Source organism: Bacillus nitratireducens (assembly GCF_036320425.1).
Lineage (GTDB): Bacteria > Bacillota > Bacilli > Bacillales > Bacillaceae_G > Bacillus_A > Bacillus_A nitratireducens.
In genome coordinates, this window is record NZ_JAUMJO010000011.1 from 44,723 (window position 1) to 69,594 (window position 24,872).

The 24,872-nt window shown below is 34.8% G+C and carries 19 protein-coding genes, 1 riboswitch and 2 other annotated features; of the genes, 14 read left to right on the forward strand and 5 right to left on the reverse strand.

Annotated features, from left to right (window positions below; genetic code table 11):
* Positions 1 to 21: 21 nt before the first annotated feature.
* The 6 genes from Q3V31_RS27210 to Q3V31_RS27235 all read left to right on the forward strand — a co-directional run bounded on the left by Q3V31_RS27210 (position 22) and on the right by Q3V31_RS27235 (position 11,161).
* The gene (locus Q3V31_RS27210; RefSeq protein ID WP_090813364.1) at positions 22 to 915 is read left to right on the forward strand and encodes an isochorismatase family protein; all 894 of its coding nucleotides are present in this window, start codon (positions 22 to 24) and stop codon (positions 913 to 915) included.
* A 33-nt stretch (positions 916 to 948) separates the two neighbouring features.
* Positions 949 to 8,106: a non-ribosomal peptide synthetase gene (locus Q3V31_RS27215; protein WP_329767532.1), complete on the forward strand. Its 7,158-nt coding sequence runs from the start codon at positions 949 to 951 to the stop codon at positions 8,104 to 8,106.
* Positions 8,103 to 8,327, forward strand: coding sequence for an MbtH family protein (locus Q3V31_RS27220; protein WP_000184071.1), 225 nt, complete (start codon positions 8,103 to 8,105; stop codon positions 8,325 to 8,327). Before Q3V31_RS27215 ends, Q3V31_RS27220 begins: the two co-directional genes overlap by 4 nt.
* Positions 8,327 to 9,769: an MDR family MFS transporter gene (locus Q3V31_RS27225; protein WP_000644786.1), complete on the forward strand. Its 1,443-nt coding sequence runs from the start codon at positions 8,327 to 8,329 to the stop codon at positions 9,767 to 9,769. The genes Q3V31_RS27220 and Q3V31_RS27225 overlap by 1 nt, the downstream gene beginning before the upstream one ends.
* Before the next feature lie 64 nt (positions 9,770 to 9,833).
* Positions 9,834 to 10,583 carry a 4'-phosphopantetheinyl transferase Sfp gene (gene sfp / locus Q3V31_RS27230; protein ID WP_000970684.1) on the forward strand — a complete coding sequence of 250 codons (750 nt, stop codon included), beginning with the start codon at positions 9,834 to 9,836 and terminating at the stop codon, positions 10,581 to 10,583.
* 35 nt (positions 10,584 to 10,618) lie between these two features.
* Positions 10,619 to 11,161, forward strand: coding sequence for a hypothetical protein (locus tag Q3V31_RS27235; RefSeq protein ID WP_000959130.1), 543 nt, complete (start codon positions 10,619 to 10,621; stop codon positions 11,159 to 11,161).
* A gap of 37 nt (positions 11,162 to 11,198) precedes the next feature.
* On the opposite strand, the gene Q3V31_RS27240 is transcribed toward Q3V31_RS27235, so the two are convergent.
* Complete coding sequence (locus Q3V31_RS27240) at positions 11,199 to 11,471, reverse strand: HU family DNA-binding protein (RefSeq protein ID WP_001043960.1); 273 nt, start codon at positions 11,469 to 11,471, stop codon at positions 11,199 to 11,201.
* Positions 11,472 to 11,676: 205 nt separating this feature from the next.
* Here Q3V31_RS27240 and Q3V31_RS27245 point away from each other — a divergent pair, with 205 nt between their 5' ends.
* Together Q3V31_RS27245 and Q3V31_RS27250 are read left to right on the forward strand one after the other, a co-directional pair.
* Positions 11,677 to 12,444: a DUF3891 family protein gene (locus Q3V31_RS27245; RefSeq protein ID WP_000577306.1), complete on the forward strand. Its 768-nt coding sequence runs from the start codon at positions 11,677 to 11,679 to the stop codon at positions 12,442 to 12,444.
* A gap of 14 nt (positions 12,445 to 12,458) precedes the next feature.
* Complete coding sequence (locus tag Q3V31_RS27250) at positions 12,459 to 12,989, forward strand: DinB family protein (RefSeq protein ID WP_000656392.1); 531 nt, start codon at positions 12,459 to 12,461, stop codon at positions 12,987 to 12,989.
* 49 nt (positions 12,990 to 13,038) lie between these two features.
* On the opposite strand, the gene Q3V31_RS27255 is transcribed toward Q3V31_RS27250, so the two are convergent.
* On the reverse strand, positions 13,039 to 14,406 hold the full coding sequence (locus Q3V31_RS27255) for an alanine/glycine:cation symporter family protein (RefSeq protein WP_000451031.1): 1,368 nt from the start codon (positions 14,404 to 14,406) through the stop codon (positions 13,039 to 13,041).
* A 107-nt stretch (positions 14,407 to 14,513) separates the two neighbouring features.
* A riboswitch (glycine riboswitch) is annotated at positions 14,514 to 14,633 on the reverse strand.
* 226 nt (positions 14,634 to 14,859) lie between these two features.
* A complete protein-coding gene (locus Q3V31_RS27260) occupies positions 14,860 to 15,435 on the reverse strand; it encodes a hypothetical protein (protein ID WP_071734161.1) in 576 nt (191 codons plus the stop codon).
* A gap of 229 nt (positions 15,436 to 15,664) precedes the next feature.
* Here Q3V31_RS27260 and Q3V31_RS27265 point away from each other — a divergent pair, with 229 nt between their 5' ends.
* From Q3V31_RS27265 to thrS, 4 genes are all read left to right on the forward strand, one after another.
* On the forward strand, positions 15,665 to 16,477 hold the full coding sequence (locus tag Q3V31_RS27265) for a hypothetical protein (protein WP_001137354.1): 813 nt from the start codon (positions 15,665 to 15,667) through the stop codon (positions 16,475 to 16,477).
* Between the two features lie 262 nt (positions 16,478 to 16,739).
* Positions 16,740 to 17,360: a YdbC family protein gene (locus tag Q3V31_RS27270; protein ID WP_000925132.1), complete on the forward strand. Its 621-nt coding sequence runs from the start codon at positions 16,740 to 16,742 to the stop codon at positions 17,358 to 17,360.
* Positions 17,361 to 17,546: 186 nt separating this feature from the next.
* The gene (locus tag Q3V31_RS27275; RefSeq protein WP_001222156.1) at positions 17,547 to 18,254 is read left to right on the forward strand and encodes a pseudouridine synthase; all 708 of its coding nucleotides are present in this window, start codon (positions 17,547 to 17,549) and stop codon (positions 18,252 to 18,254) included.
* Between the two features lie 121 nt (positions 18,255 to 18,375).
* Positions 18,376 to 18,599 (forward strand) — a binding site (T-box leader).
* Between the two features lie 37 nt (positions 18,600 to 18,636).
* Positions 18,637 to 18,859: a binding site (T-box leader), on the forward strand.
* 44 nt (positions 18,860 to 18,903) lie between these two features.
* The gene (gene thrS, locus Q3V31_RS27280) at positions 18,904 to 20,823 is read left to right on the forward strand and encodes a threonine--tRNA ligase (protein WP_000663072.1); all 1,920 of its coding nucleotides are present in this window, start codon (positions 18,904 to 18,906) and stop codon (positions 20,821 to 20,823) included.
* Positions 20,824 to 20,987: 164 nt separating this feature from the next.
* On the opposite strand, the gene Q3V31_RS27285 is transcribed toward thrS, so the two are convergent.
* Positions 20,988 to 21,206: a helix-turn-helix domain-containing protein gene (locus tag Q3V31_RS27285; protein ID WP_000974631.1), complete on the reverse strand. Its 219-nt coding sequence runs from the start codon at positions 21,204 to 21,206 to the stop codon at positions 20,988 to 20,990.
* A 10-nt stretch (positions 21,207 to 21,216) separates the two neighbouring features.
* Positions 21,217 to 21,699, reverse strand: a complete 483-nt coding sequence (locus Q3V31_RS27290; RefSeq protein ID WP_000815885.1) for a DUF2975 domain-containing protein — start codon at positions 21,697 to 21,699, stop codon at positions 21,217 to 21,219.
* 384 nt (positions 21,700 to 22,083) lie between these two features.
* On the opposite strand from Q3V31_RS27290, the gene Q3V31_RS27295 reads away from it, so the two are divergent.
* On the forward strand, positions 22,084 to 22,851 hold the full coding sequence (locus Q3V31_RS27295; protein WP_000106431.1) for an ABC transporter ATP-binding protein: 768 nt from the start codon (positions 22,084 to 22,086) through the stop codon (positions 22,849 to 22,851).
* Between the two features lie 11 nt (positions 22,852 to 22,862).
* A complete protein-coding gene (locus Q3V31_RS27300; RefSeq protein WP_090813368.1) occupies positions 22,863 to 24,746 on the forward strand; it encodes an ABC transporter permease in 1,884 nt (627 codons plus the stop codon).
* Positions 24,747 to 24,872: the final 126 nt, after the last annotated feature.

Sequence of the window (24,872 nt, forward strand, 5' to 3'; positions counted from 1 at the left end):
AAATTGGAAGGAAGTGATTAGATGGCTATCCCATCTATTTCAGTATACAAAATGCCAGTTGAATCAGAACTACCAAAAAATAAAGTGAACTGGACACCAGATCCGAAGCGTGCGGTTCTTCTAATCCATGACATGCAAGAATATTTTCTTGATGCATATAGCGATAAAGAATCACCAAAAGTAGAACTCATTTCAAATATTAAGGTGATAAGAGAAAGATGTAAGGGACTTGGTATACCAGTAGTTTATACAGCACAACCAGGTGGACAAACGTTAGAACAACGAGGGTTATTACAAGATTTCTGGGGGGACGGTATTCCTGCTGGACCAGATAAAAAGAAAATTGTCGATGAACTTACTCCTGATGAGGATGATATATTCTTAACAAAATGGAGATATAGTGCATTTAAAAAGACAAATCTATTAGAAATTTTAAATGAACAGGGAAGAGATCAACTTATTATTTGCGGTATTTATGCACATATTGGCTGCCTTTTAACAGCTTGTGAAGCATTTATGGATGGAATAGAGCCGTTCTTTATAGCAGATGCAGTTGCTGATTTTTCACTAGAGCATCATAAACAAGCATTAGAGTATGCATCTAGTAGATGTGCAGTAACGACATCAACAAACTTACTATTAAAAAATTTACAAAGTGTAAAAGGTGATGAGAGTGAAGGAGTCACTATACAGGAAGTGCATGAACTAGTTGCACAACTACTTCGTGAGCCAGTAGAGAGTATTGATATTGATGAGGACTTACTAAATAGAGGACTTGATTCGGTCAGAATTATGAGTTTAGTAGAGAAGTGGCGTCGCGAAGGGAAAGAAATAACTTTTGCAGATTTAGCAGAACGTCCAACTGTTTCAGATTGGTACAGTTTACTATCTTCACAGACAGCACAGGTACTGTAACAAATAGACTACATAATAAAGGGGTAGTAAAGAATGCCTAATAGTCAAAAGGTTCGCCATTCGTTATCATCTGCGCAGACTGGTATGTGGTTTGCACAGCAATTAGATCCGCTGAATCCAATTTATAATACTGGGGAATATGTAGAAATAAACGGAAATATTAATCAAGATATTTTTGAATTAGCAGTACGTAAAGTTGTAATGGAAGCAGAAGCACTGCATGTTCGTTTCGAAGAGGATGAAATTGGTCCATGGCAAGTTATTGAAGAATTACAGTTTCATATGCATTTTATTGACGTTCGTAAAGAAGAAAATCCTGAAGAGGCTGCTAAAGTATGGATGAAAAATGATTTATCTATGCCAGTCGATTTGAAAACAGATAAATTATTTACTGAAGTACTTATTCAAGTTGAAAATAATCGTTTCTTTTGGTATCAGCGCATCCATCACATTGTGATGGATGGTTATGGGTTTTCAATTCTTAGCCAAAAGGTAGCCAATGAGTATACATCACTTATAGAAGAAACAAATAAGAATGGAAAGTCATTTGGCTCTCTTGCAAAAATTGTACAAGAAGATAATGAGTATCGTGAATCTACACAATTTCAGGAAGATCGTACTTTTTGGTTAGAGAAGTTTGCAGATGAACCGGAAGTTGTAAGTTTGGCAGAACGAGCGCCGAGAACATCAAATGGATTTTTACGAGAAACAGCTTATTTATCCAGTTCTAGCACGAAAACTTTACTAGAAGATATTAATATTTCGTTAACAAGTTGGCCAGAATTTATTGTCGCTGTAACAAGTATTTACATGCATAAATTAACAGGTGCAAATGATATTGTTTTAGGTTTACCAATGATGGGGCGTCTAGGTTCTGCATCTATTCATACACCAAGCATGGTAATGAATTTAGTTCCACTTCGGCTCACTGTAACTCCAAATATAACTCTTGCGGAATTCATACAGCAAGTTTCTAAAGAAATCCGAGACGTACGTCGTCATCATAAATATCGTCATGAGGAATTAAGAAGAGACTTAAAGTTACTAGGTGAAAATCAAAGGTTATTTGGGCCGTTAGTGAATGTTCTGCCTTTTGATTATGGGCTTAACTTTGCTGGGAATCGTGGCATTACACATAATTTATCAGCAGGACCTGTCGATGATTTATCGATAAATGTATATAAGCGCTTCGATGAAAATGAGTTAATGATTCATTTTGATGCGAATCCGGAAGTATATAGCGATACGGAACTAGCATTGCATAAAGAAAGATTTATGAATCTATTCGAATTAGTAGTAAATAATTATGAGAAAAACGAGTCAATTGGAAAAATAAACATTACTCTTCCTGAAGAAAATCATAAAGTTTTATTGAAATGGAATGAAACGAAGGAAGCTGAAGAGCTAATTAATCTACCTTTATTATTTGAAAAACAAGTACAAAAAAATCCAAATAAAATAGCGGTTACTTGTAACGGAGTAGACCTTACGTATAAAGAGCTAAATGAGCGAGCGAATGAACTGGCGCACTATTTAGTAGAAGAAGGAATAGGGCCAAATCAGTTTGTGGCTTTAGTATTTCCAAGATCAATAGAAATGGTAATTAGTATGCTAGCAGTCTTAAAGGCAGGTGCAGCGTATTTACCAATAGATCCAGAATACCCAGCTGAGCGAATAAATTATATAGTAAATGATGCAAAACCAGTTTGTTTCATCACACATTCATCTGTTTCATCTAATTTAGTTATAGAAAATGATATGAAAAAAATCGAATTAGATCGCGAAGAAACAGAACTAGCATTAAAAGCATATTCTCATATGAATCTACCATTTAGAATTGATGGATCACTTCTAAAGCCTGCGTATACAATTTACACTTCAGGATCAACCGGAAATCCAAAAGGTGTAATTGTTCCTATGAAAGCTTTAAGTAACTTTTTATTGGCTATGGACGATATGTTTTCATTACATGAAAACGATCATTTATTAGCAGTTACAACGTTTGCATTTGATATTTCTGCACTAGAAATTTATTTACCTCTTATTAGTGGTGCAAGTTTAACAATCGCACAAAAAGAGGTAATTCAAGAACCAACTGCGTTAACTGCACTTTTACAAGAAGAAAGAGCGACAATTATGCAAGCTACACCGACGCTTTGGCAGGCGTTAGTAACGGAATATCCAGAGAGACTACAAGGGCTAAAAGCGCTCGTTGGTGGTGAAGCACTTCCAGCCCATTTAGCAAATACATTAAAAGAATTAGGTTGCTCTATTACAAACTTATATGGACCAACTGAAACGACTATTTGGTCTACTGTCATGAACATTGATGAAAATGGAATTGGTATACCTCCTATTGGAAAGCCAATTTGGAGTACAGACGTGTATGTATTAGATGCAGGTTTACAACCAGTACCACCTGGAGTAATTGGTGAACTATATATTGCAGGGGAAGGGCTTGCGAACGGATATTTAGGAAAACCAGAGTTAACGGCTGAACGGTTTGTTGCAGATCCTTATGGAAAACGAGGGAAGCGCATGTACCGCACAGGTGATCTGGTGAAATGGCGTAACGATGGTGTATTAGAGTACGTTAGTCGCGCAGATTATCAAATTAAAATTCGTGGTTTCCGAATTGAATTAGCTGAAATTGAAATGGTATTACAACGACATGAAAATATTCAACAAGCGGTAGTAATGGTACGAGAAGATCGCCCAAATGATAAACGAATTATTGCGTATATCGTTGCTGAAGAGAAGGAAACAATTAACTTTGCGGAAATTCGTTCTTATGTTTCAGAAAGTTTAGCGAATTATATGGTACCATCAGCATTTGTTGTGCTTGAAGTATTACCGTTAACACCAAATGGAAAGGTTGATAGAAAGAAATTACCTGCTCCTGATTTTAATGAAATGAACAAGGAGAGAGTTGCTAGAAATCCGAGAGAAGAAATATTATGTGATTTATTTGCAGAAATACTTGATGTTTCTCGCATTAGCATTGATGATAATTTCTTTGAAATGGGTGGTCATTCACTTCTTGCATCTCGTTTAATGGCAAGAATTCGTGAAACGTTAAGTGTCGAATTAGGAATTGGAAAACTATTTGAATCGCCAACTGTTGCTGAACTAGCGAAGCAATTGGATCAAGCAAAAACTGCAAGACCAGCAATTAAGAAAGTAAGAAGACCAAATGAAGTTCCACTTTCATTTGCACAGCGCAGGTTATGGTTCTTAAATTGTTTAGAAGGTCCAAGTCCTACTTATAATATTCCGTTAGTCATTCGTATGTCTGGAAAATTGAATGAGGAAGCATTGCAAGGTGCCTTTTATGATGTAGTGAAGAAACATGAAACACTGAGAACAATTTTTCCTAATGTATTAGGTAGTTCCTATCAGAAAATTTTAAATATGGAAGACTTAAATCTAGAAATGATTATAACAAAAACATGTAAAGATGAATTAGAAAGTGTACTTTCAGAGGCGGTAAAATATAGCTTTAACCTTGATGTTGAGCCAGCAGTTCGTTTACAACTTTTTAAAGTAAGTGAAAATGAGCATGTATTACTAATTCTTTTACATCATATTGTAGGAGATGGCTGGTCATTACAACCGTTAACGAGAGACTTTACAGTAGCTTATAAAGCACGATGTCAAGGTGATAGTGTTCAATTAGAAACCCTTCCAGTTCAATACGCAGATTATTCACTTTGGCAACAGCAACTACTAGGTGATGAAACTACACAAGAGAGTCTTATTTCAACACAATTAGATTTTTGGAAAGAAGAGCTAAAAGGTTTACCAGATCAAATGGAGTTACCTACAGATTACCAGCGTCCAATTGAAACGAGTTATCGCGGGGAAACAATTCAATTTCATATAGATGAAGGTATGCATAGTAGGTTAGTAGAGCTCGCACGGAAAAATGGAGTTAGTTTGTTTATGGTGTTGCAAGCAGGACTTAGTGCGCTATTTACAAGATTAGGTGCAGGTACTGATATACCGATTGGAAGTCCAATTGCTGGAAGAAACGATGATGCACTCTCTGACATAGTCGGTTTATTTGTAAATACATTAGTCTTACGTACAAATACATCAGGAGATCCAAGCTTTAAAGAATTATTGGATAGAGTGAAGCAGGTAAACCTTGCAGCTTATGAAAATCAAGATGTTCCATTTGAACGACTTGTTGAAGTGTTAAATCCAGTACGAACTCGAAATAGTCATCCGCTGTTTCAAGTTATGTTAGCTTTCCAAAATACGCCAGAAGCAACGTTTAATGTACCGGATATAGAAGCGAGCCTTGAAATTCAAAGTGTTGGCTCTGCAAAATTTGATTTAACATTTGAAATTAGAGAGAGTAACGGAGTTGATGGTACGCCAAACGGCTTACACGGATTGTTAGAGTTTAGTACCGATTTATATAAACATGAAACAGTTCAAAAACTAATAGAACGATTTATTCTGTTATTAGATGATGCAGCGAAACACCCGGATCAATCAATTGGTAGATTAGAAATATTAACTTTAGCAGAGCGAAATACAGTTTTAGAAAAGTGGAATGGCGGTTTTCAAATTGTACCTGAAATGACATTGCCACAATTATTTGAAAAGCAGGCTCATGTAAATCCAAATTCTATTGCTGTCGTCTTTGAAGATGAAAAGCTAACTTATGAAGAGTTAAATAGAAAAGCGAATAAAATAGCTCGTTCGTTAATAGCAAAAGGAGTAGGCCCTGATCAACTCGTTGCTTTAGCGATGCCGAGATCTTTAAATATGGTTGTAAGCTTACTAGCTGTTCTGAAAGCTGGTGCGGGATACCTTCCGTTAGATCCAGATTACCCGTCTGATCGTATTTCATTTATGCTCCACGATGCGAAACCATCATGTGTTTTAACAAATTCAGATGTGGAAATTGAATGTGATGAGGCACTAAAGATTTTAGTTGATGATGTGAAAGTAATAGAAGAAATTGAGAAATATAGTGAAGACAATATTGATGAAATGGAGCGCATTAAACCATTATCTCCTTCACATATTGCTTACGTTATTTATACGTCAGGCTCAACTGGTAGACCGAAAGGCGTTATGATACCTCATCAAAATGTAGTAAGACTTTTAGGAGCAACTGATCATTGGTTCCAATTTGACGCAGACGATGTTTGGACGATGTTCCATTCATACGCCTTTGATTTCTCGGTTTGGGAAATTTGGGGACCATTATTATACGGAGGGCGTTTAGTCGTAGTACCACATACTGTAAGTCGCTCGCCGAAAGAATTTTTACAGCTTCTTGTTAAGGAAAAGGTTACTGTATTAAACCAAACTCCATCAGCGTTCTATCAATTGATGCAAGCAGATCGTGAAAATGAAGAGGTTGGTCAAAAATTATCTTTACGATATGTTGTTTTTGGAGGAGAAGCACTTGAACTAAGTCGATTAGAAGATTGGTATGGTCGTCATCCTCATAACGCACCGAAGCTTATTAATATGTACGGTATAACCGAGACGACGGTACATGTTAGTTATATTGAGTTAGATGAGAGTATCGTTTCTTTACGAGCAAATAGTTTAATTGGGTGCAGTATACCTGACCTTAAAGTATACGTATTAGATAACTATTTACAACCAGTGCCACCTGGAGTAGTTGGAGAAATGTATGTTGCAGGTGCCGGACTAGCTCGTGGATATTTAGGAAGAGCAGGATTAACGGCTGAACGGTTTATCGCAGATCCATTTGGTAAGCCAGGTACAAGAATGTATCGTACTGGAGACTTAGCACGCTGGCGTCAAGATGGGACGTTAGATTATATAGGACGTGCAGATCATCAAATTAAAATTCGTGGATTCCGAATTGAATTAGGGGAAATAGAAGCGGTCATAATGAAACACGATAAAGTTGAACAAGTAGCCGTTATTGTCCGGGAAGATCAACCAGGGGATAAACGATTAGTTTCTTATATCGTCGCTTCAAATAATGAAACGATTGATACGAATGAAATGCGTCAGTATGCTGGAGGGAGTTTACCAGATTACATGGTTCCATACGCTTTTGTAGTAGTAAATGAGTTGCCTTTAACTCCAAACGGTAAATTAGATAGAAAGGCATTGCCAGCTCCAGAATTTATCGCATCATCTTCTAGTCGTGGACCAAGAACACCGCAAGAAGAAATGTTATGTGACTTGTTTACAGAAGTTTTAAGTGTGTCTCAAATTGGAATTGATGACGGATTCTTTGATCTAGGTGGCCATTCACTTCTTGCAGTGCAGCTTATGAGCCGTATTAAAGAAGCACTTGGGGTGGAACTAAATATCGGAACTTTATTTGCAGCACCTACTGTTGCAGGTCTTGCTGAAAGACTTGAAGTGGGAAATGGACAAAGTGCACTCGATGTGTTGCTTCCATTACGAGCAAGCGGAGACCAATTACCACTATTTTGTGTACACCCAGCAGGTGGATTAAGTTGGTGCTATGCAGGACTTATGAAATCTTTAGGAACAGATTATCCAATCTACGGTGTCCAAGCACGTGGTATCGCTAAAAATGAAGAACTTCCAAAAAGTTTAGAGGAGATGGCGGCCGATTATTTAAAACACGTTCGTGAAGTACAGCCTTACGGACCATATCGTTTACTCGGTTGGTCGCTCGGAGGAAATGTTGTGCATGCAATGGCGGCGCAACTGCAAAATGAAGGGGAAGAAGTAGAATTACTCGTTATGCTAGATTCTTATCCTGGTCACTTCTTACCGAATACGGAAGCACCTACTGAAGAAGAAGCGTTAATCGCATTACTTGCTTTAGGGGGATACGATCCAGATAACATGGATGGGAAACCACTTACTATGGAAAGTGCGGTGGAAATACTTCGTAAAGATGGAAGTGCATTAGCAAGTCTGGAAGAAGAGACTATTTTGAACTTGAAAGAAACATATATAAATTCGGTAGGATTGTTAGGGAAATATGTACCGAAAGTTTATAACGGAGATATTTTATTCTTTAGATCTACTGTTATACCAGACTGGTTTGATCCTATTTCTCCAAATACGTGGCTAAATTATTTAGATGGGCAAATTGTGCAACACGATATTGATTGTCGACATAAAGATTTATGTCAACCAGGACCACTTACAGAAATTGGACAAGTATTAGCGAAATATTTGCAGAATAAGAAAGGGGTAAGTACAGTATGACGAATCCATTTGAAAATGATAATTACACATATAAGGTATTAAAAAATGAGGAGGGCCAGTATTCTCTCTGGCCTGTCTTTCTTGATGTACCTATTGGTTGGAATGTCGTACATGAAGAGGCAAGTAGGAATGATTGTTTACAATATGTTGAAAATACCTGGAAAGATTTGAATCCAAAAAGTAATCAAGTTGGCGAAAAAATATTAGTAGGAAAACGATAATGAAGGCAAAAATAAATCCAAAAGTAGTTGTAAGTATCGTATATATAACAGCGATGTTTATGGCTGCGATGGATGCAACAATTGTGAATGTAGCACTGCAAACGATAAGTAAAGAATTACAAGTGCCTCCATCTGCAATGGGGACGGTTAATGTTGGGTATTTAGTTAGCTTAGCTGTTTTCCTTCCGATTTCTGGTTGGTTAGGAGATCGCTTCGGTACGAAAAGAGTATTTCTAACCGCTCTTTTCGTATTTACAACTGCGTCTGCATTATGTGGAATAGCGAACGATATTACTTCATTGAATATTTTTCGTATTATGCAAGGTGCTGGCGGGGGGCTTTTAACACCAGTTGGGATGGCGATGTTATTCCGAACATTTTCACCAGAGGAAAGGCCGAAAATTTCACGGTTTATTGTGTTGCCAATTGCTGTAGCACCGGCAGTAGGACCAATTATTGGCGGTTTTTTTGTAGATCAAATGTCTTGGCGCTGGGCATTTTATATTAATTTACCGTTTGGAATCGTAGCGTTACTATTCGGTCTTCTATTTTTAAAAGAGCATATTGAAAAATCAGCTGGTCGCTTTGATTCTCTAGGTTTTGTTCTTTCAGCACCAGGATTTGCGATGCTAATCTATGCACTTAGCCAAGGAGCATCAAAAGGCTGGGTTTCTCCAGAAATTATGAGTACTGGGATAGCTGGGATTGTATTCATTACTTTGTTCATCATTGTAGAACTTAGAGTAAAGCAACCGATGTTAGATTTACGCTTATTAAAAGAACCAGTCTTTAGAAAAATGAGTCTTATTTCATTGTTTTCATCCGCTGGTTTACTAGGAATGTTATTTGTTTTTCCACTTATGTATCAAAATGTAATAGGAGTTTCCGCATTGGAATCAGGTCTTACGACATTCCCGGAGGCGATTGGGTTAATGATATCGTCACAGATTGTGCCATGGTCATATAAGAAATTAGGAGCTCGAAAGGTAATTTCTATTGGATTAATTTGTACGGCGATTATCTTTGTTTTATTAAGTTTTGTAAATCACGATACGAACCCATGGCAAATTCGGGCATTATTGTTTGGTATCGGTATTTTCTTAGGCCAGTCTGTTGGAGCAGTTCAATTTTCTGCATTTAACAATATCGCACCACCTTCTATGGGGAGAGCGACTACTATATTCAATGTGCAAAACCGTTTAGGTTCAGCGATAGGAGTTGCTGTTTTAGCTAGCATATTATCTGGATTTGGAAGTAATGAAATACAGAATAATGCACAGTCAGATTTCTTACCATATCAAGCTGCATTAATTGGATCAGCAATATTTTTACTTATAGCATTACTATTTTCTTTACGTATTTCTGATAAAGAAGTAATGTCAAAGAAGAATAAAAAGCCGTTATCTGTATTACAAAAAGAGAAAGAAGTTGTAAATGAATAAGTTGTAGCATGCTAATACTCTTTTGAAATAAAGTGATATTGGCATTTAAAAGGAGAGAGTTTACATGATGGAGAGTAAAGTTGTAGATTCTGTACCAACTCTTAATGAGAATAGTTGTCAAATATGGTGGGCGAGAATTTCAGATTTACAATCATGGCATTACAATTTACTAAATGATGTTGAACGAGAGAAAGCAAATTCATATCATCATTCGGCAGATCGTGCACGTTTTATAATAGGTTGCGTAATTAGTAGATTAGTCCTTGGAAAGATACTTTCTATGTCACCCGTTCAAGTGCCGATTGATCGAATGTGCCCAGTATGTAAGTTACAACATGGTAGGCCACAATTACCAGAAGGTATGCCACAAATATCTGTTTCACATTCGGGTGAGTGGGTTGTTGTTGCATTTACAAAGTCTGCACCTGTAGGCGTTGATGTTGAACAAATGAATCCAAATGTAGATGTTATGAAAATGGCAGAGGGCGTATTAACAGACATTGAAATAGTGCAAGTTATGAAGTTACCTAATGAACAGAAAATAGAAGGTTTTTTAACATATTGGACTCGAAAAGAAGCGGTACTCAAAGCGACAGGTGAAGGTCTAATGATTCCACCAGTAGGTATTATTGTATCAGCTCCAAATGATCCTCCAAATTTGTTGGTTTTTAAGGATAGGCAAGAGTTAGTAGAAAATACAATGATGGAGGATATAAGGCCAAGTGTAGATTATATGGCTTCCGTTGCAATATTTAGTAAAGAAGTAACTGAAATTACACAGTTAGACGCAGTAGCGCTTTTAAATTATAAATAAGTTAAATAAAAAATCTTATAGAAGAGGTGTTCCTCATGTTAGTAGCGGAAAATAGAAAAAGTGAATTTACTTATAATGTACAAGCAATTAAAAATATTTTATTTTCTGAAGATACATCATCTATTCATGCTTTAGAGAAGCTTTTGAATGATACAGTTCAGTTTGATGTTCTCGAACAAGAGGTAATTGATAGACAGTACATCCCGAAAGAAGCAAAGAATTTCTTTGATAAAAACGGAACATTTCTTTACCGTGTATCCAATGTTAGTTATAAAGGAAAAGTGTTATCTGAAAATCTAATTTTTGCGGACACTTCGTTTTTACCAAATACAATTAAGAGTGAATTAGAGAGTGGAAATATTCCAGTTGAAAAACTTATAGAAAAGATGGAAGTAAGAAGAAACGTATTATACGAAGGATATCAGCCATCTGGGAATATTATTGAATTGTTTGATGGATGCTCTGTTACGGCAAATGTTTATCCAACTAGAAAATATCAAATTGTAAGTAATTGCAAATGCATATTTTATATTTGTGAAGTATATCATGCTGAGAATATAAAGGAATTACTTAAATAAAACAAGAAACCAGCCTATAAAATGGCTGGTTTTTTGTTTATTTAACAGCTTCTTTTAACTCTTTACCTGCTTTAAATGCTGGAACTTTACCAGCAGCGATTTGAATTTCTTCGCCAGTTTGCGGGTTACGTCCTGTACGAGCAGATCTTTCGCGCACTTCAAAAGTTCCAAAGCCGATTAATTGAACTTTATCGCCAGATTGTAATGCAGTAGCAATTGTGTCAAATACAGATTGTACAGCTGCAGAAGCTTCCTTTTGAGAAATATCAGCGGATTGTGCCACGTTTTTAACTAATTCTGTTTTGTTCATGTTTTCACCTCATAAAAAAATTTTTTGGAATGAATGATTTAGTATAATGGATAATAAAGATAAAGCTATTTATATTGTTAGAAAGAATGCTATATAGTTATGTTAATTTCGTTGAAAGAAACTGAATCCCTGCAAATTAAAAGGGATTTATTAAGAATTGATGCATACGACAAGCTATAATATGAAGATGAGGGGGAGTATACGGATGATTTTTCGTGAAAAGAATGAGAAACAAAGTATATTAATTCGTCAACATGATCATGGTTTTTTAGCTGGTGAGATTGCAAGTTATATAAAAGAGGAGTTCTTTGAAGATAAAAGATACTTAAAAGAGACAATTGATGCAATATATGAACATGATAGAGGATGGATAGAACTTGATAAAGTACCAATTTTGAATGATGCTAAAAATATTCCATATACATTTATGGATTGTCCAAGTTCATTACGCTTTGTTTTTTATACGATTGGTTTGAATGAAATTGAAGATTCTAATCCATACGGGGCGCTACTTTGTAGTAAGCACTTTTTATCATTTCCATTAAATGAGGAAAATGAAGAGATGATGTCTTTTTATAAACATGAATTGGAACGACAAAAAAGAATTTTGAAAACGTTAACAAAAGAACAATATGCGATGTTCGATAAACATTATAGATTATTAAAGTTTTGTGATGAACTTTCTTTATATGTATGTATGAATAAACCTGGTGTAAAAAAGAAAGATGAAATTGATTTATTTAAAGAGGGTTTTGAAGGAACAGAAATGTTTAATAGTAAGAGGGAGAAGCCTATTCAAGCTGAATGGGTGGATGAAGAAACAATTCAAATTACACCGTTTCCATTTAAAACGGAATTTCATACGTACGTAAAATATAAAACTATAAATAAACATGAAATGAATGAAAAAGGGATTGTAAAAGCTGATAGAGAATCGGAAATGAAGGAACAAAACATTCGTTTCATACAATAAGGAGGCGATTTAAATTGAAAGATTATATGTTAAAACAGTTTGATTACCATGCTTGGGCTAATACACGATTATTCAATCGACTAAAAGAGTTACCAAACTATGAGACAATTTTTAATGAACAGATACAGAGTGTATTTCCATCAATTAAGGATACTTTTGCGCATATTTATATTACAGATCAAGTGTGGTTACACATATTGCATGGTAAAAGTATGAGTGAAGTAATACAAGATCGAGAAAAATTACGAAAACAAATCGAAACTAAATCGTTACATGAATTAGAAAAAATGTTTGAAAACATGGCAAATCAATATAAAGAATTTTTAAGTACAATACAAGACGTAAATACTGTATTTGTTATTGAGAACCCATATGCAGGTGCATTAGACACTTCCATTTTAGAGTTAGTGCAACACGTCGTAAATCATGGTACATATCATAGAGGGAATATAACAGCAATGATCCGTCAACTTGGTTATTCATCTACAATGATGGATTTTGTACTTTATTTACATATGGTTCAGGAGGGAAAGGAATTGAAATAGAGAAAAAAGGAATGGCTTATTATAAATGAGCCATTCCTTTTTTTAGTGATTAACTTGCCTGTTTTTTATGACTTTCTTTTAATTTCTCTGCTTGTAAAAACCGATTTGTTTCAGCGACAACTACACCACTTAATCCAATTAGGCCAATTAAGTTTGGAATCGCCATAAGCCCATTTGCGATATCGGCAAATGTCCATACAACACCTAACTTTAAATTAGCTCCAATAGCAATCATAACGATAAAGATTGCTTTATAATATTTTACAGCACCTTCTCCAAATAAATAAGCCACGCATTTCTCGCCGTAATACGACCAGCCTAAAATAGTAGAGTAGGCGAATAATATAATGGCGATACCGAGAATCATACTACCAGCAGTACCAAAAACAGATTGGAATGCTAATGTTGTAGCTTCAACGCCAGTTTTACCAGATTTCCATGCACCTGTAGTAATTAATACAAGACCAGTAATTGTACATACAATAAATGTATCGAGAAAAGTACCAGTCATAGAAACTAATGCTTGCTTTGCAGGTGAATCTGTTTTTGCTGCAGCAGCTGCAATAGGCGCACTACCTAAACCAGCTTCGTTCGCAAATACACCACGCGCCATTCCGATTTGAATAGCTGATGCAACTGTTGCGCCAATAAAACCACCAGCAGCTGCAGTACCATTAAATGCACCAGAAAAAATAAGTGAAAATGCTTCTGGAATTTGATCGTAGTGATAGAAAATAATAATAAGACCAGCAATGATATAAAAGAAAGCTTTAATAGGAACGATATATCCTGTCACTTTCCCGATTTTTTTAACGCCGCCTAAAATAACGATAGCGATTAAGAATGACATGAATATACCAGTTAATGCAGGAGGGAAAGAGAAGTTGATTCGCATTGCCTCTGCAACTGAATTAGATTGAACCATATTACCGATACCGAAAGAAGCAGCTGTGCCAAATATAGCGAATAAAACAGCCAGCCACTTTTTCCCTAAACCACGTTCTAAATAATACATTGGTCCACCAGAGTATTCTCCATTTTCATTACTAACACGGTATTTCACCGCAAGAATTGCTTCAGCATACTTTGTTGCCATACCGAACAACGCGGTAATCCACATCCAAAAGATCGCACCGGGTCCACCGATCGTCACAGCAGTTGCGACACCTGCTATATTTCCCATACCAATCGTTGCAGCCATAGCCGTCATCAGTGCTTGGAAGTGACTAATATCTCCAGAAGATGATGTATCCTCAGATTTTTTAAAAGCTAGTTTGTGAGCGTATATTAGTTTACTAAACTGTAAACCTTTTAAGCGCACTGTGAGAATGATACCAGTTCCAACGAGTAGCAATAAAGTTGGCAACCCCCACACATACTGATTAATTTGTTCTAATACTTTACTTACTGTCTCCATCTGTATTCTCCTTTTTTAGAAAAAATAAAAACCACTTCAAGGAAATGAAATGGTCTCTGGAGAAACAAGGGATAGAAAAATAAACCGATACAAATCGGCATTTTCTTTCGCTTGTCTCTGTCCTTTTACCTGAGAGATTATCCGCTAGATTAGCGGATTTGCTCCTTCGGTGCTCGTTTTCCTCCGCGCTATATAAAGCGAGAGGGAGTCTCTCCAGAGATTCGTCCCCATGCAGTTCTACTTGTAAACAAGACCTGAGAGTTTCAAAGTTGGTTCAGCAACTTTTTGCCCCGTCGGTAGATCGATAGACCTTCTCCTGAATGGTTCATCCGAATTATAAAATTCAAAACATAAACGCATTGATCGTAAATAAAAATACATAATCAATAAAAATATTATAGATATACAATAATTGAATTGCAATCATTTTTTATTTTGAAATAGTAAATAAATTCATTTTTTTGATATTCCTAATTTATCTTCTATTTCATTTAAAGTAGACAAAGCGATTACAATATGTTGATCTGCAAGCCCTAAAGCATGCTTTGTATTTTCAATTGTTTCATTGGTTGGAGTAGAATTGTTGTATCCGTCTATAATTAAATCTGCTGCATTTTTCATGAAGTTTGATGCAGCTTTAAACTGAGTTGTGAATTGGATTAGTTGTTCTTGTATATGTATATCTGTTATGTTTTCTTCAATTTTCATTGTGTCTATTTCTTTCATAATTGTTTCATATTGTTTAGAAACTGCACTCATTGTAACTAATAATTTATTTCTATCTACTGAATCTCCGTTAGTGTTAATCTCTTCCCATGCAGGCAACCAATCTTTCTCAATTATGTCATTATAATTAGTAGTTAATTCATTGATTTTAGGTTGTAATTTAGTTTTGAAAGTTTTTGTATCCACTGTTTCTACAGTTGCGCTTTCTTTATTATTTCTATCTTTAATTGTGTAGAAAATTGTGCTAGCAATGATAAGAATAGAAAAAACAACCGTCCATTTATTAAAAAATAACTTCTTCAATATGTAACGCCTCCAAAATTTAAAACTTATAATTATAATATATAATAATTGTGCTATTTTAAGTAGAGTAAATTGACTAAAATTGATTTGAATTACGATTTTATAATTAAAATGTAGAAGAAAATATACGTAGAAAGAGAACTTTCAGGTTTTTGATTCTGAATTATTTGAATTATAATTATGATGTGTGGGAATAAAATAATATTTTATGTAGAAATGAGTTGATAAATTGCCAAGAATAAAAAAAATAGGGCGTTTTTGTCCTATAGATGATGAAGGATATATTATAAATGATGCACACATTGATAAAATTCAACCTATATTTATGGAGGTAATACAAGAAATAAAAAATACTTGCTGTGAAATGTTACAGGATGATTTGCACAGTATTTATATAAGAGGTTCAATTCCAAGAGGGATTGGAATTGAAGGGATTGCAGATATAGATGTGATTATATTAGTGCGCAAGGATCCTAACTTAATAGACTTAAGCTGGCGAAAGAAGTTAGAAGTTCAAAGTTTACAACAGTTTAATTGTATATCGGGAGTGGAGTTAAGTTTCCACAGTGAAAAAGAGGTAGTGAATTCCAAAAGTTTTTCTTTTATAGGCTTTATGATACGGACGCATGGTATATGCATATTTGGTGAAGACGTAAAATTGTCTTTACCTAAATATAAAGTAAGTCAGGAGTTAGCTTATGAACACCTTATTCAATTGCGGAAACAAATTGGACAAGCACGCAAAGAGTTAATACATAATAAAGGCGTAGAAGATATAGCGGATTGTTGTCGTTGGATTATGAAGATAATAATTAGAGCAGGTCTTGCATTAACCATTGATAGAGAAGGGGTCTACTCCAGAGACTTATATCCTGCATATGTGTTATTTAGTAAGTATTTTCCCGAACAAGAAAAAAATATGAGAAAGGCATTACAATATGTAATTGAACCGATAAATGATATAAATGAAATTTTATTATTTTTAAATACGTTTGGTGAATGGTTGATAGAAAGGGCAGAGGGGAATTCTAGTTATTTATAATTTTTTTATGTAAACTGATATTTTGAATGAAGTAAGATAGGCAAGGACTGTGGATTTTTATATTGTAGATGTCCTTTCACAAGGTAATATACAGAGAATCAACTTGCGGTATTTATGATTTATCATCAAATTTCGAGTGGGGAAATGCAGTTTATAGCAATAGAAATGTATAATTTTGATGCTCGTGATTCTGCAGATTATTTTGGTATACCAGAAGAGGCTGCGGCCGGGAAATGGATTGTATTATAAGGGGGAACTAGAAATGTTACTAAAAACAATATTTTGCAAAGTGGAAGAAGAGAAAAGGGAGATGTTTTCGGATGCTCAAGAAAAATGGCGTGATATACAGCATTTAGATGGATTTAATGGACAATTTGGTGGATGGAGTGAAGAGGAAGCATGTGTATTTACTTTATGGGCAGATAGAAATGCATATCAATCATTTATGAATGGTGCTCACGATACAATTTATTTAAATAGTAATCAAGAGGGTACGTTTCTTTCATGTGAAATTGAACTATTTCAAATGTTGTATGATATAAATGATAAGCCTTTGAAAAACGTAGTTACAGAAGGATCATTCGTAAGAGTTGCCATATGTGATGTAAAGGAAGAAAAAGAAAAGCAATTCTTACATAAGCAAGAAACAATTTGGAATAAAGGAATGGAAAAAGCAAAAGGGATGTTAGGTGGGGTAGTTGGGAAGTCTTTAAAAAATGAAAATCGTTACATCGTGTTAACTTATTGGAAAGATGAAAAGATGCATCAAAATTATGTGGAAGAGATTTTTCCTGAGTTAAATAAATCAGCTAATGTTCATGAAGATATAGAAGAGATAAAAGGAAAACAAGCTGTATGTAAGGAAGAGTGGCTTGTATATTAAGTGTACAAAACGTGCATAAATGAATGTATAATTAAGATATTTTCTTATAAATGAGTAATTAATAGAAGACGTTATATACCCTTTCATGTTAATATATTTAAGTTATAATAGGAGGCTTACCCTTTTGTATTGTACGGTAGAAGCAGTGTGAGCTTGAAATTTTTTTTAGAAAAGGATGTGCCTAATTTGCGTATCAATAAATTTATTAGTGAAGCTGGAAAAGCGTCTCGACGTGGAGCAGATAAATTAATTAATGAGAGAAGAGTAATTATTAACGGTAAGGTTGCAAAAATTGGTGACCAAGTAAATCCAGGTGATGATGTGCGCGTAAATGGAGAGCAACTTCGTATCGCTCGAGATCACGTATATATCGCTTTAAATAAACCAGTAGGTATTACATGTACAAGTGAAAAAGCAGTAAAAGGTAATATTATCGATTTAGTGAATCATCCTTTACGAATTAATCACATCGGGCGTCTCGATAAAGACTCAGACGGTTTAATTTTGTTAACGAATGATGGCGATATTGTTAATGAGATTTTACGTGCTGAAAACAAGCATGAGAAAGAATATATCGTTTCAGTAGATAAGCCGATTACACCGGAATTTTTAGAAAAAATGGCAGCGGGTGTTAAAATTTTAGATACAAAAACTCTTCCTTGTGAGATCACACAGTTATCAAAATATGAATTCAAAATTATTTTAACACAAGGGCTAAATCGCCAAATTCGTCGTATGTGTGAAGCTTTAGGTTATCAAGTATATACGTTAAAACGTACGAGAATTATGAATATTGAATTGAATAATTTACCTGTCGGACAGTGGAGAGATTTATCGAAGAAAGAGAAACGACGTCTATTTTCAGACTTAAATTACGAACCACAAGATTGGTAAAATTGAGAAGTGAAACCAAATTTTTTTGGTTTCACTTTTTTAAATAAAATAAATAATATTATTTAACACTTGCAAAAATAAAATGAATAAGATATATTAAATAACAATAAATGGATGTTTTATAAAAGCAAAGAAAAGGACACGAGTTATTTTACCCGGTTATACAGAGAAGGAAGGAAAGCTGAGAACTTCCTAACGCAGAAAAATAACTTACCACCTTAGAGCTGCACTAGGGAAATGAAGTATCTAGTGCCGTGTAAGCGACGTTACCGCAAAAGAAGCCATTATGTTTTTTGTAATGGGAATCTGGGTGGAACCACGAATATAAGCATATTCGTCCCTATTTACTAGGGATGAATATGCTTTTTTGCATTCAATTTTATAATAAGCGAAGAAAAGGACACGAGTTATTTTACCCGGTTATACAGAGAAGGAAGGAAAGCTGAGAACTTCCTAACGCAGAAAAATAACTTACCACCTTAGAGCTGCACTAGGGAAATGAAGTATCTAGTGCCGTGTAAACGACGTTACCGTAAAAGAAGCCATTGTATGTTTACGATGGGAATCTGGGTGGAACCACGGGTATAAGCACACTCGTCCCTATTTTAGGGATGAGTGTGCTTTTTATTATGAAATGGAGAGATGAAAAATGAAAGAACAGATGATTGAAATTAAATTTCCAGATGGTAGCGTTAAAGAATTTGTAAAAGGAATTACTTTAGAAGAAATTGCAGGATCCATTAGCAGTAGTTTAAAAAAGAAAGCAGTCGCAGGAAAAGTTAATGATCAGTCTTTTGATTTACGACGAAACATTGAAGAAAGTGCGAAAGTTGAAATCGTTACTATGGATTCAGATGAAGGGGTAAAAATTGCAAGACATTCTGCTGCACATATATTAGCACAAGCTGTGAAAAGAATTTATGGTAATGTAAACCTCGGTGTAGGGCCGGTTATTGAAAATGGATTTTATTATGATATGGATCTTCCGAGTAGTGTAAACGTAGAAGATTTACCGAAAATCGAAAAAGAAATGAAAAAGATTATAAATGAAAATGTAAGAATAGAACGAGTTGAGGTCTCACGAGAAGAGGCAAAAAAACTGTTTAAAGAAATGAACGATCACCTGAAATTAGAACTTTTAGAAGCAATCCCTAATGGAGAAAGTGTAACACTATATAAACAAGGTGAATTTGTAGATTTATGTAGGGGGCCACATTTACCGTCAACAGGCTATTTAAAAGCATTTCAATTAACTCACGTTTCAGGTGCATATTGGCGAGGTGATAGTAATAATCAAGTGCTTCAGCGTATATATGGCGTTGCATTTGCTTCTCAAAAAGAATTAGAAGAGTATTTGCATTTTGTTGAAGAGGCTGCGAAGAGAAACCATCGTAAGTTAGGTAGTGAACTTGAGTTATTTATGTTTTCAGAAGAGGCACCAGGAATGCCGTTTTACTTGCCGAAAGGACAGATTATTCGCAATGAATTAGAAGCATTTTTAAGAGAAATTCAAAAAGAGTACAATTATCAAGAAGTACGCACTCCGTTTATGATGAACCAAGAATTATGGGAGAAATCAGGACACTGGGGACATTACAAGGACAACATGTATTTCTCAGAAGTAGACAATAAAAGTTTTGCATTAAAGCCAATGAACTGCCCTGGCCATATGCTTATGTTTAAAAATAAATTGCATTCCTATCGCGAATTACCGATTCGCATGTGTGAATTCGGTCAAGTACATCGACATGAATTTAGCGGGGCATTAAACGGATTATTAAGAGTTCGTACTTTCTGCCAAGATGATGCTCATTTATTTGTAACACCAGAACAAATTGAAGATGAAATTAAATCCGTAATGGCGCAAATTGATTACGTATATAAAACTTTTGGATTCCAGTATGAAGTAGAACTTTCTACTCGTCCAGAAGATTCAATGGGTGATGATAAGTTATGGGAGCAAGCAGAAGCAGCATTAGCGAATGTATTACAATCATTAAATTATAAATATCGACTAAATGAAGGTGACGGTGCATTTTACGGACCGAAAATTGATTTCCACATTAAAGATGCTTTAAATAGAAGTCACCAGTGCGGTACAATCCAGCTTGATTTCCAAATGCCAGAGAAGTTTGACCTAAACTATATAGATGAGAAGAATGAAAAGAGAAGACCAGTTGTCATTCACCGAGCAGTTTTAGGATCTTTAGACCGCTTTTTAGCAATATTAATTGAGCACTTTGGAGGCGCATTCCCAGTATGGGTGGCACCAGTTCAAGTGAAAGTAATTCCTGTTTCAAATGCAGTACATGTACAATATGCAAATGAAGTTGCACATAAATTAGCACAAGCTGGGATTCGTGTTGAAGAAGATATACGTGATGAAAAATTGGGGTATAAAATTAGAGAAGCACAAATGCAAAAAGTTCCATATGTTCTTGTTATTGGGGATAAGGAAATGGAAAGCGAAGCTGTAAATGTACGAAAATATGGTGAAGAGGAGTCAAAAATTGTTGAACTAGATGCGTTTGTGGAAAGTATGAAAGAGGAAATGAAAAATAGGAAATAGAGATTGATAATAAAACACAACATTAATATGTAATACTGAATTTAAAGTAATTAAAGATATATTAAATAACAATAATAAACGTAGAGAAGGGATAGCTTAATCGCTATCCCTTCATCTTAATTTCACTATCTAATCCCATTGGTTGAAGAAAGTTGTTGTATGTTTTATTGAGTGTATTCGTCACTTTTGTACTCCAAAATATCACCCGGTTGACAATCCAAAGCCTTACATATCGCTTCTAATGTTGAAAGACGAACCGCTTTTGCTTTCCCATTTTTCAGAATGGAAAGATTCGCCATCGTAATCCCGACCCTCTCCGAAAGCTCCGTTACGCTCATTTTTCGTTTTGCTAACATCACATCAATATTAATAATAATTGCCATATCCTCCACCTCAGACCGTTAAATCATTTTCTGATTTTATATTAATAGCTTCTTGTAAAAGTCTTTGGAGAACAGCAGCAAAAACGGCGATCACCATAGAGGCGAAAATGATGGTCAATCCGATTGGTATGAAACTTGGAGGGTCAATTTTTTTCGCCATGAGATAGTAGAGTGGCATACCTAGCAAGTACAAGGTACTGATCGTGATGGCACAGTATTTTATATTCTTTAATGCCTTTACCGATAATTCCGAGAACGCTTGGTTCTTATCAATATAGCTTAAAAGTTTAAAAGCTTGATACAGAGCAAAGTAAAAAGGTATCGCTGACGCGTACATATCGATTAAAACGAGAGATTTCATATAAGCAATATCTGGATACAATTCTCCAGCAAAACTCCCGATCTTAGGCACCAAAAATATACACAATGCAAGAACTGGGATTCCTATACAAATAATAGCTAGCTTTAAAAAGAGTGTTGTAACTTGTTTCATAAAAAGCACCTCGCTTATGTAATAACAACATGATTTTATCATAAGATTTATCGTTTTACAATAAAATTATATTGTTTTAACTTTTATTAAGATGAGCTTTTAATTTTGACAAAAAGAAAGAGCATTTCTCTTTACAAAGAAATGCTTTTATGAAGTTGTGTGTTTTCTTGTTTACCTTACAAAAATGTAAGGTAAATGTAAGGGAAATCGAAGGAACGATTTTTAGAAAAGTGAGAATATGAAAGAGGAAATAGGAAATAGGTTCATTCTACTTATATATCTAATTTTGTTAGAAAAATTAAAAAAATATTAAGGGTTTACATGAGAAAAAGATAAGAAATATGTGAGAAATTAATTTTATACAAAAGGGATGGAGTGAAAGAAATGTCAACAAATGTAGTTACTGTAGAAAGTGTAGAAAAAACGTATGGGAAAAGAAATGAGAATCAGTCAAAAGCATTAAGGGGTGTTTCATTAAGTATTAAAGAAGGAGAGTTTGTAGGGATTATGGGTCCTTCCGGATCTGGAAAAACGACATTACTTAATGTAATTAGTACACTTGATCAAGCGACAGGTGGCAGTGTAACAATAGCTGGCACAAATATTACTTCTATGAAGGGTAATGCATTATCAGATTTTCGATCTCAAAAATTAGGGTTCATTTTTCAAGATTTTAACTTACTAGAAAACTTATCAATTTATGAAAATATCGCTTTACCACTTTCCTTGCAAGGGGTACCGTCAAGTGAGATTACGGGGAAGGTAAATGGAGTAGCAAAGAAATTAGGGATTACTGAAATTTTAACAAAATATCCGACTGCTGTTTCTGGTGGACAAAAACAAAGAACAGCGGCAGCACGAGCTTTAGTACATAATCCGGCAATCGTATTAGCAGATGAACCGACAGGAGCACTTGATAGTAAAAATGCAAAAAGTTTATTAGAAGCGATGCAAGATTTACATGAAAATCACAATGTAAGTATTTTAATGGTCACACATGATGCGTTTAGTGCAAGTTACTGTGAGCGTATTTTATTCATTCAAGACGGTCTTCTTTATAAAGAGTTAAAGCGTCAAGGAACGCGAGAAAATTTCTATCAAGACATTTTAGGTGTGCTCGCTCATATGGGCTCAGCTGCTGAGTCTAAGTAGGGGGCGAGACTATGTTATTCAAATTATCACGTCATAGTATGAAAAAGATGTTAAAAGATTATATGGTTTTACTTATTGGTCTCGTTATTAGTATTAGTATTTTCTACATGTTCCAAACGATGGCGATGAATAGTGAATTTACGAAAGATAATAGTCTCATTAGTAGTATTAGGCTTGTCTTCTGGGTTGGTGCAATATTGCTTTCTTTTATTACAGTTTTTTACATCATATATGCCAATTCTTTTTTACTTACATTAAGAAGAAAAGAACTAGGTATGTACATGATGCTTGGAGCAAAAAAGAAAAAAGTAGCACAATTATTATTTATTGAGACTTTTGGTATGGGGATTGTCAGTATTATTATCGGTATTTTAGTAGGAATAGTACTCGCTAGTGTAGCAGGAAATTTTTTAATGAATGGAATGGAAATTTCAGCAAAAGGTAATTATGCATCTGTATACACACCAGCTATATTAGTTACATCTATATTCTTCTTAATATTATTTTTCATTACTGGTTTAATGAATAGTTTCCGATTATTACGTAAAACAGAATTAGAGTTAATACGTGAAGATGAAACGCAAGATGAAGTGAAGAAAAGTAAAACTCGAATTGTTATTATGACAGTACTAGGTGTGTTACTTGTAAGTATAGGATATTATTTTATGATAAATATAAAAATGTTTGCTGAACTAGGATTTATAATAGCGACAATCGTTACAACATTAGGGACGTATTTCATTTTTAGCTCATTGCTCCCATTTTTCGTGATGAAAATTAAGGGGAATAAAAAACGGAATGAAACGGGATTAAATAGTTTTACTTATGCACAGTTACGTTTTCGAGTAACTAGTTTATCGAGAGTACTAGGCACTGTAGCGATGTTAATTGCATTAGGTGCAGGTGCAATGACAGCAGGTATGGCGTTTCAAAAGAACGTAGGCATTATGACAGACTTCTCACGTGTATATGATGTCGTAATTCATGATCCAAATGAACAAGATAAAGCAGCATTAAAAGAAATGGAAATTGTTGAAGAAAGTAAGTATAAGTATAAAGTAGATGGTGAAGCAGTTTATTATTTACGTAACGATTTAACTGCGAAACCGCCACTTGTTTCTGATCACTTTGATACAAAGACTTTGAAAGAACCTGCTCGTAAACGTGTGGCTGAACCTTTAACTGAACCTGTCTATTCTGCTTTGGACGCTCCTGAAGTAGCGAATAAGCTTCCTCGTATGCCAAAAGATTGGGAAGATGTGGTTGTAAGAGAGATACAAATTACACATAATCAATTTAACGGAAAACCTGTAAGAATTGCAGATGAAGAGCGTTATAAAGGAATTCAAGGAACAGAACATACTGTAACATTAGCAAAAGTAGATGATATGAAAAAATATAAACCATTGTTGCTCGATATAGATAAGAGACAAAAAGAATTAATTGAAAAAACAACAGGCGCAAAAGTAGAACTATATACAAAAATGACAATTTATCAGTTTATGAACAGTTTCATGAGTGGAACAATGTTTATGGGATTTTTCCTCGGAATTGCGTTTTTAGCAATGATGGCGAGTTCTCTAATGTTCAAAATATTAACAGGCGCTTCTCGTGATGTACGCCGTTATGAAATGCTACGAAAAATCGGTGTGAGACGTAGTATGTTAACAAAAAGTATATATAAAGAAATCTCATATTTATTTATCTTCCCAGCGATCATTGGTATTTCCCACGTGTTAGTAGGGCTTAACTTATTCAGCTTTATATTAGTTGACCCGTTTGTGAAAGTGTGGGTGCCAATTGGGATTTTCTTAGTCATTTATTTCATTTATTACTGGATTACTGTTCAACTTTATAAAGGTATGGTAATGCCGAAAGAAGAAGTAGCGAAATAAAATAGTTTAATGGAAAAGTCCTTGTATGAAAACAAGGGCTTTTTCAATAGGATGTTCTTTATAAAGAAGGAAAAGATTGGATAATGGTCGAAAAAAATATAATAAGACTTCCGAGAAATGACTGAA

Coding starts and splice junctions, on each gene's coding strand:
- Q3V31_RS27210 (WP_090813364.1), top strand. CDS start 22: ATGGCTATCCCATCTATTTCAGTATACAAAATGCCAGTTGAATCAGAA.
- Q3V31_RS27215 (WP_329767532.1), top strand. CDS start 949: ATGCCTAATAGTCAAAAGGTTCGCCATTCGTTATCATCTGCGCAGACT.
- Q3V31_RS27220 (WP_000184071.1), top strand. CDS start 8,103: ATGACGAATCCATTTGAAAATGATAATTACACATATAAGGTATTAAAA.
- Q3V31_RS27225 (WP_000644786.1), top strand. CDS start 8,327: ATGAAGGCAAAAATAAATCCAAAAGTAGTTGTAAGTATCGTATATATA.
- sfp (WP_000970684.1), top strand. CDS start 9,834: ATGATGGAGAGTAAAGTTGTAGATTCTGTACCAACTCTTAATGAGAAT.
- Q3V31_RS27235 (WP_000959130.1), top strand. CDS start 10,619: ATGTTAGTAGCGGAAAATAGAAAAAGTGAATTTACTTATAATGTACAA.
- Q3V31_RS27240 (WP_001043960.1), bottom strand. CDS start 11,471: ATGAACAAAACAGAATTAGTTAAAAACGTGGCACAATCCGCTGATATT.
- Q3V31_RS27245 (WP_000577306.1), top strand. CDS start 11,677: ATGATTTTTCGTGAAAAGAATGAGAAACAAAGTATATTAATTCGTCAA.
- Q3V31_RS27255 (WP_000451031.1), bottom strand. CDS start 14,406: ATGGAGACAGTAAGTAAAGTATTAGAACAAATTAATCAGTATGTGTGG.
- Q3V31_RS27270 (WP_000925132.1), top strand. CDS start 16,740: ATGTTACTAAAAACAATATTTTGCAAAGTGGAAGAAGAGAAAAGGGAG.
- thrS (WP_000663072.1), top strand. CDS start 18,904: ATGAAAGAACAGATGATTGAAATTAAATTTCCAGATGGTAGCGTTAAA.
- Q3V31_RS27285 (WP_000974631.1), bottom strand. CDS start 21,206: ATGGCAATTATTATTAATATTGATGTGATGTTAGCAAAACGAAAAATG.
- Q3V31_RS27290 (WP_000815885.1), bottom strand. CDS start 21,699: ATGAAACAAGTTACAACACTCTTTTTAAAGCTAGCTATTATTTGTATA.
- Q3V31_RS27295 (WP_000106431.1), top strand. CDS start 22,084: ATGTCAACAAATGTAGTTACTGTAGAAAGTGTAGAAAAAACGTATGGG.
- Q3V31_RS27300 (WP_090813368.1), top strand. CDS start 22,863: ATGTTATTCAAATTATCACGTCATAGTATGAAAAAGATGTTAAAAGAT.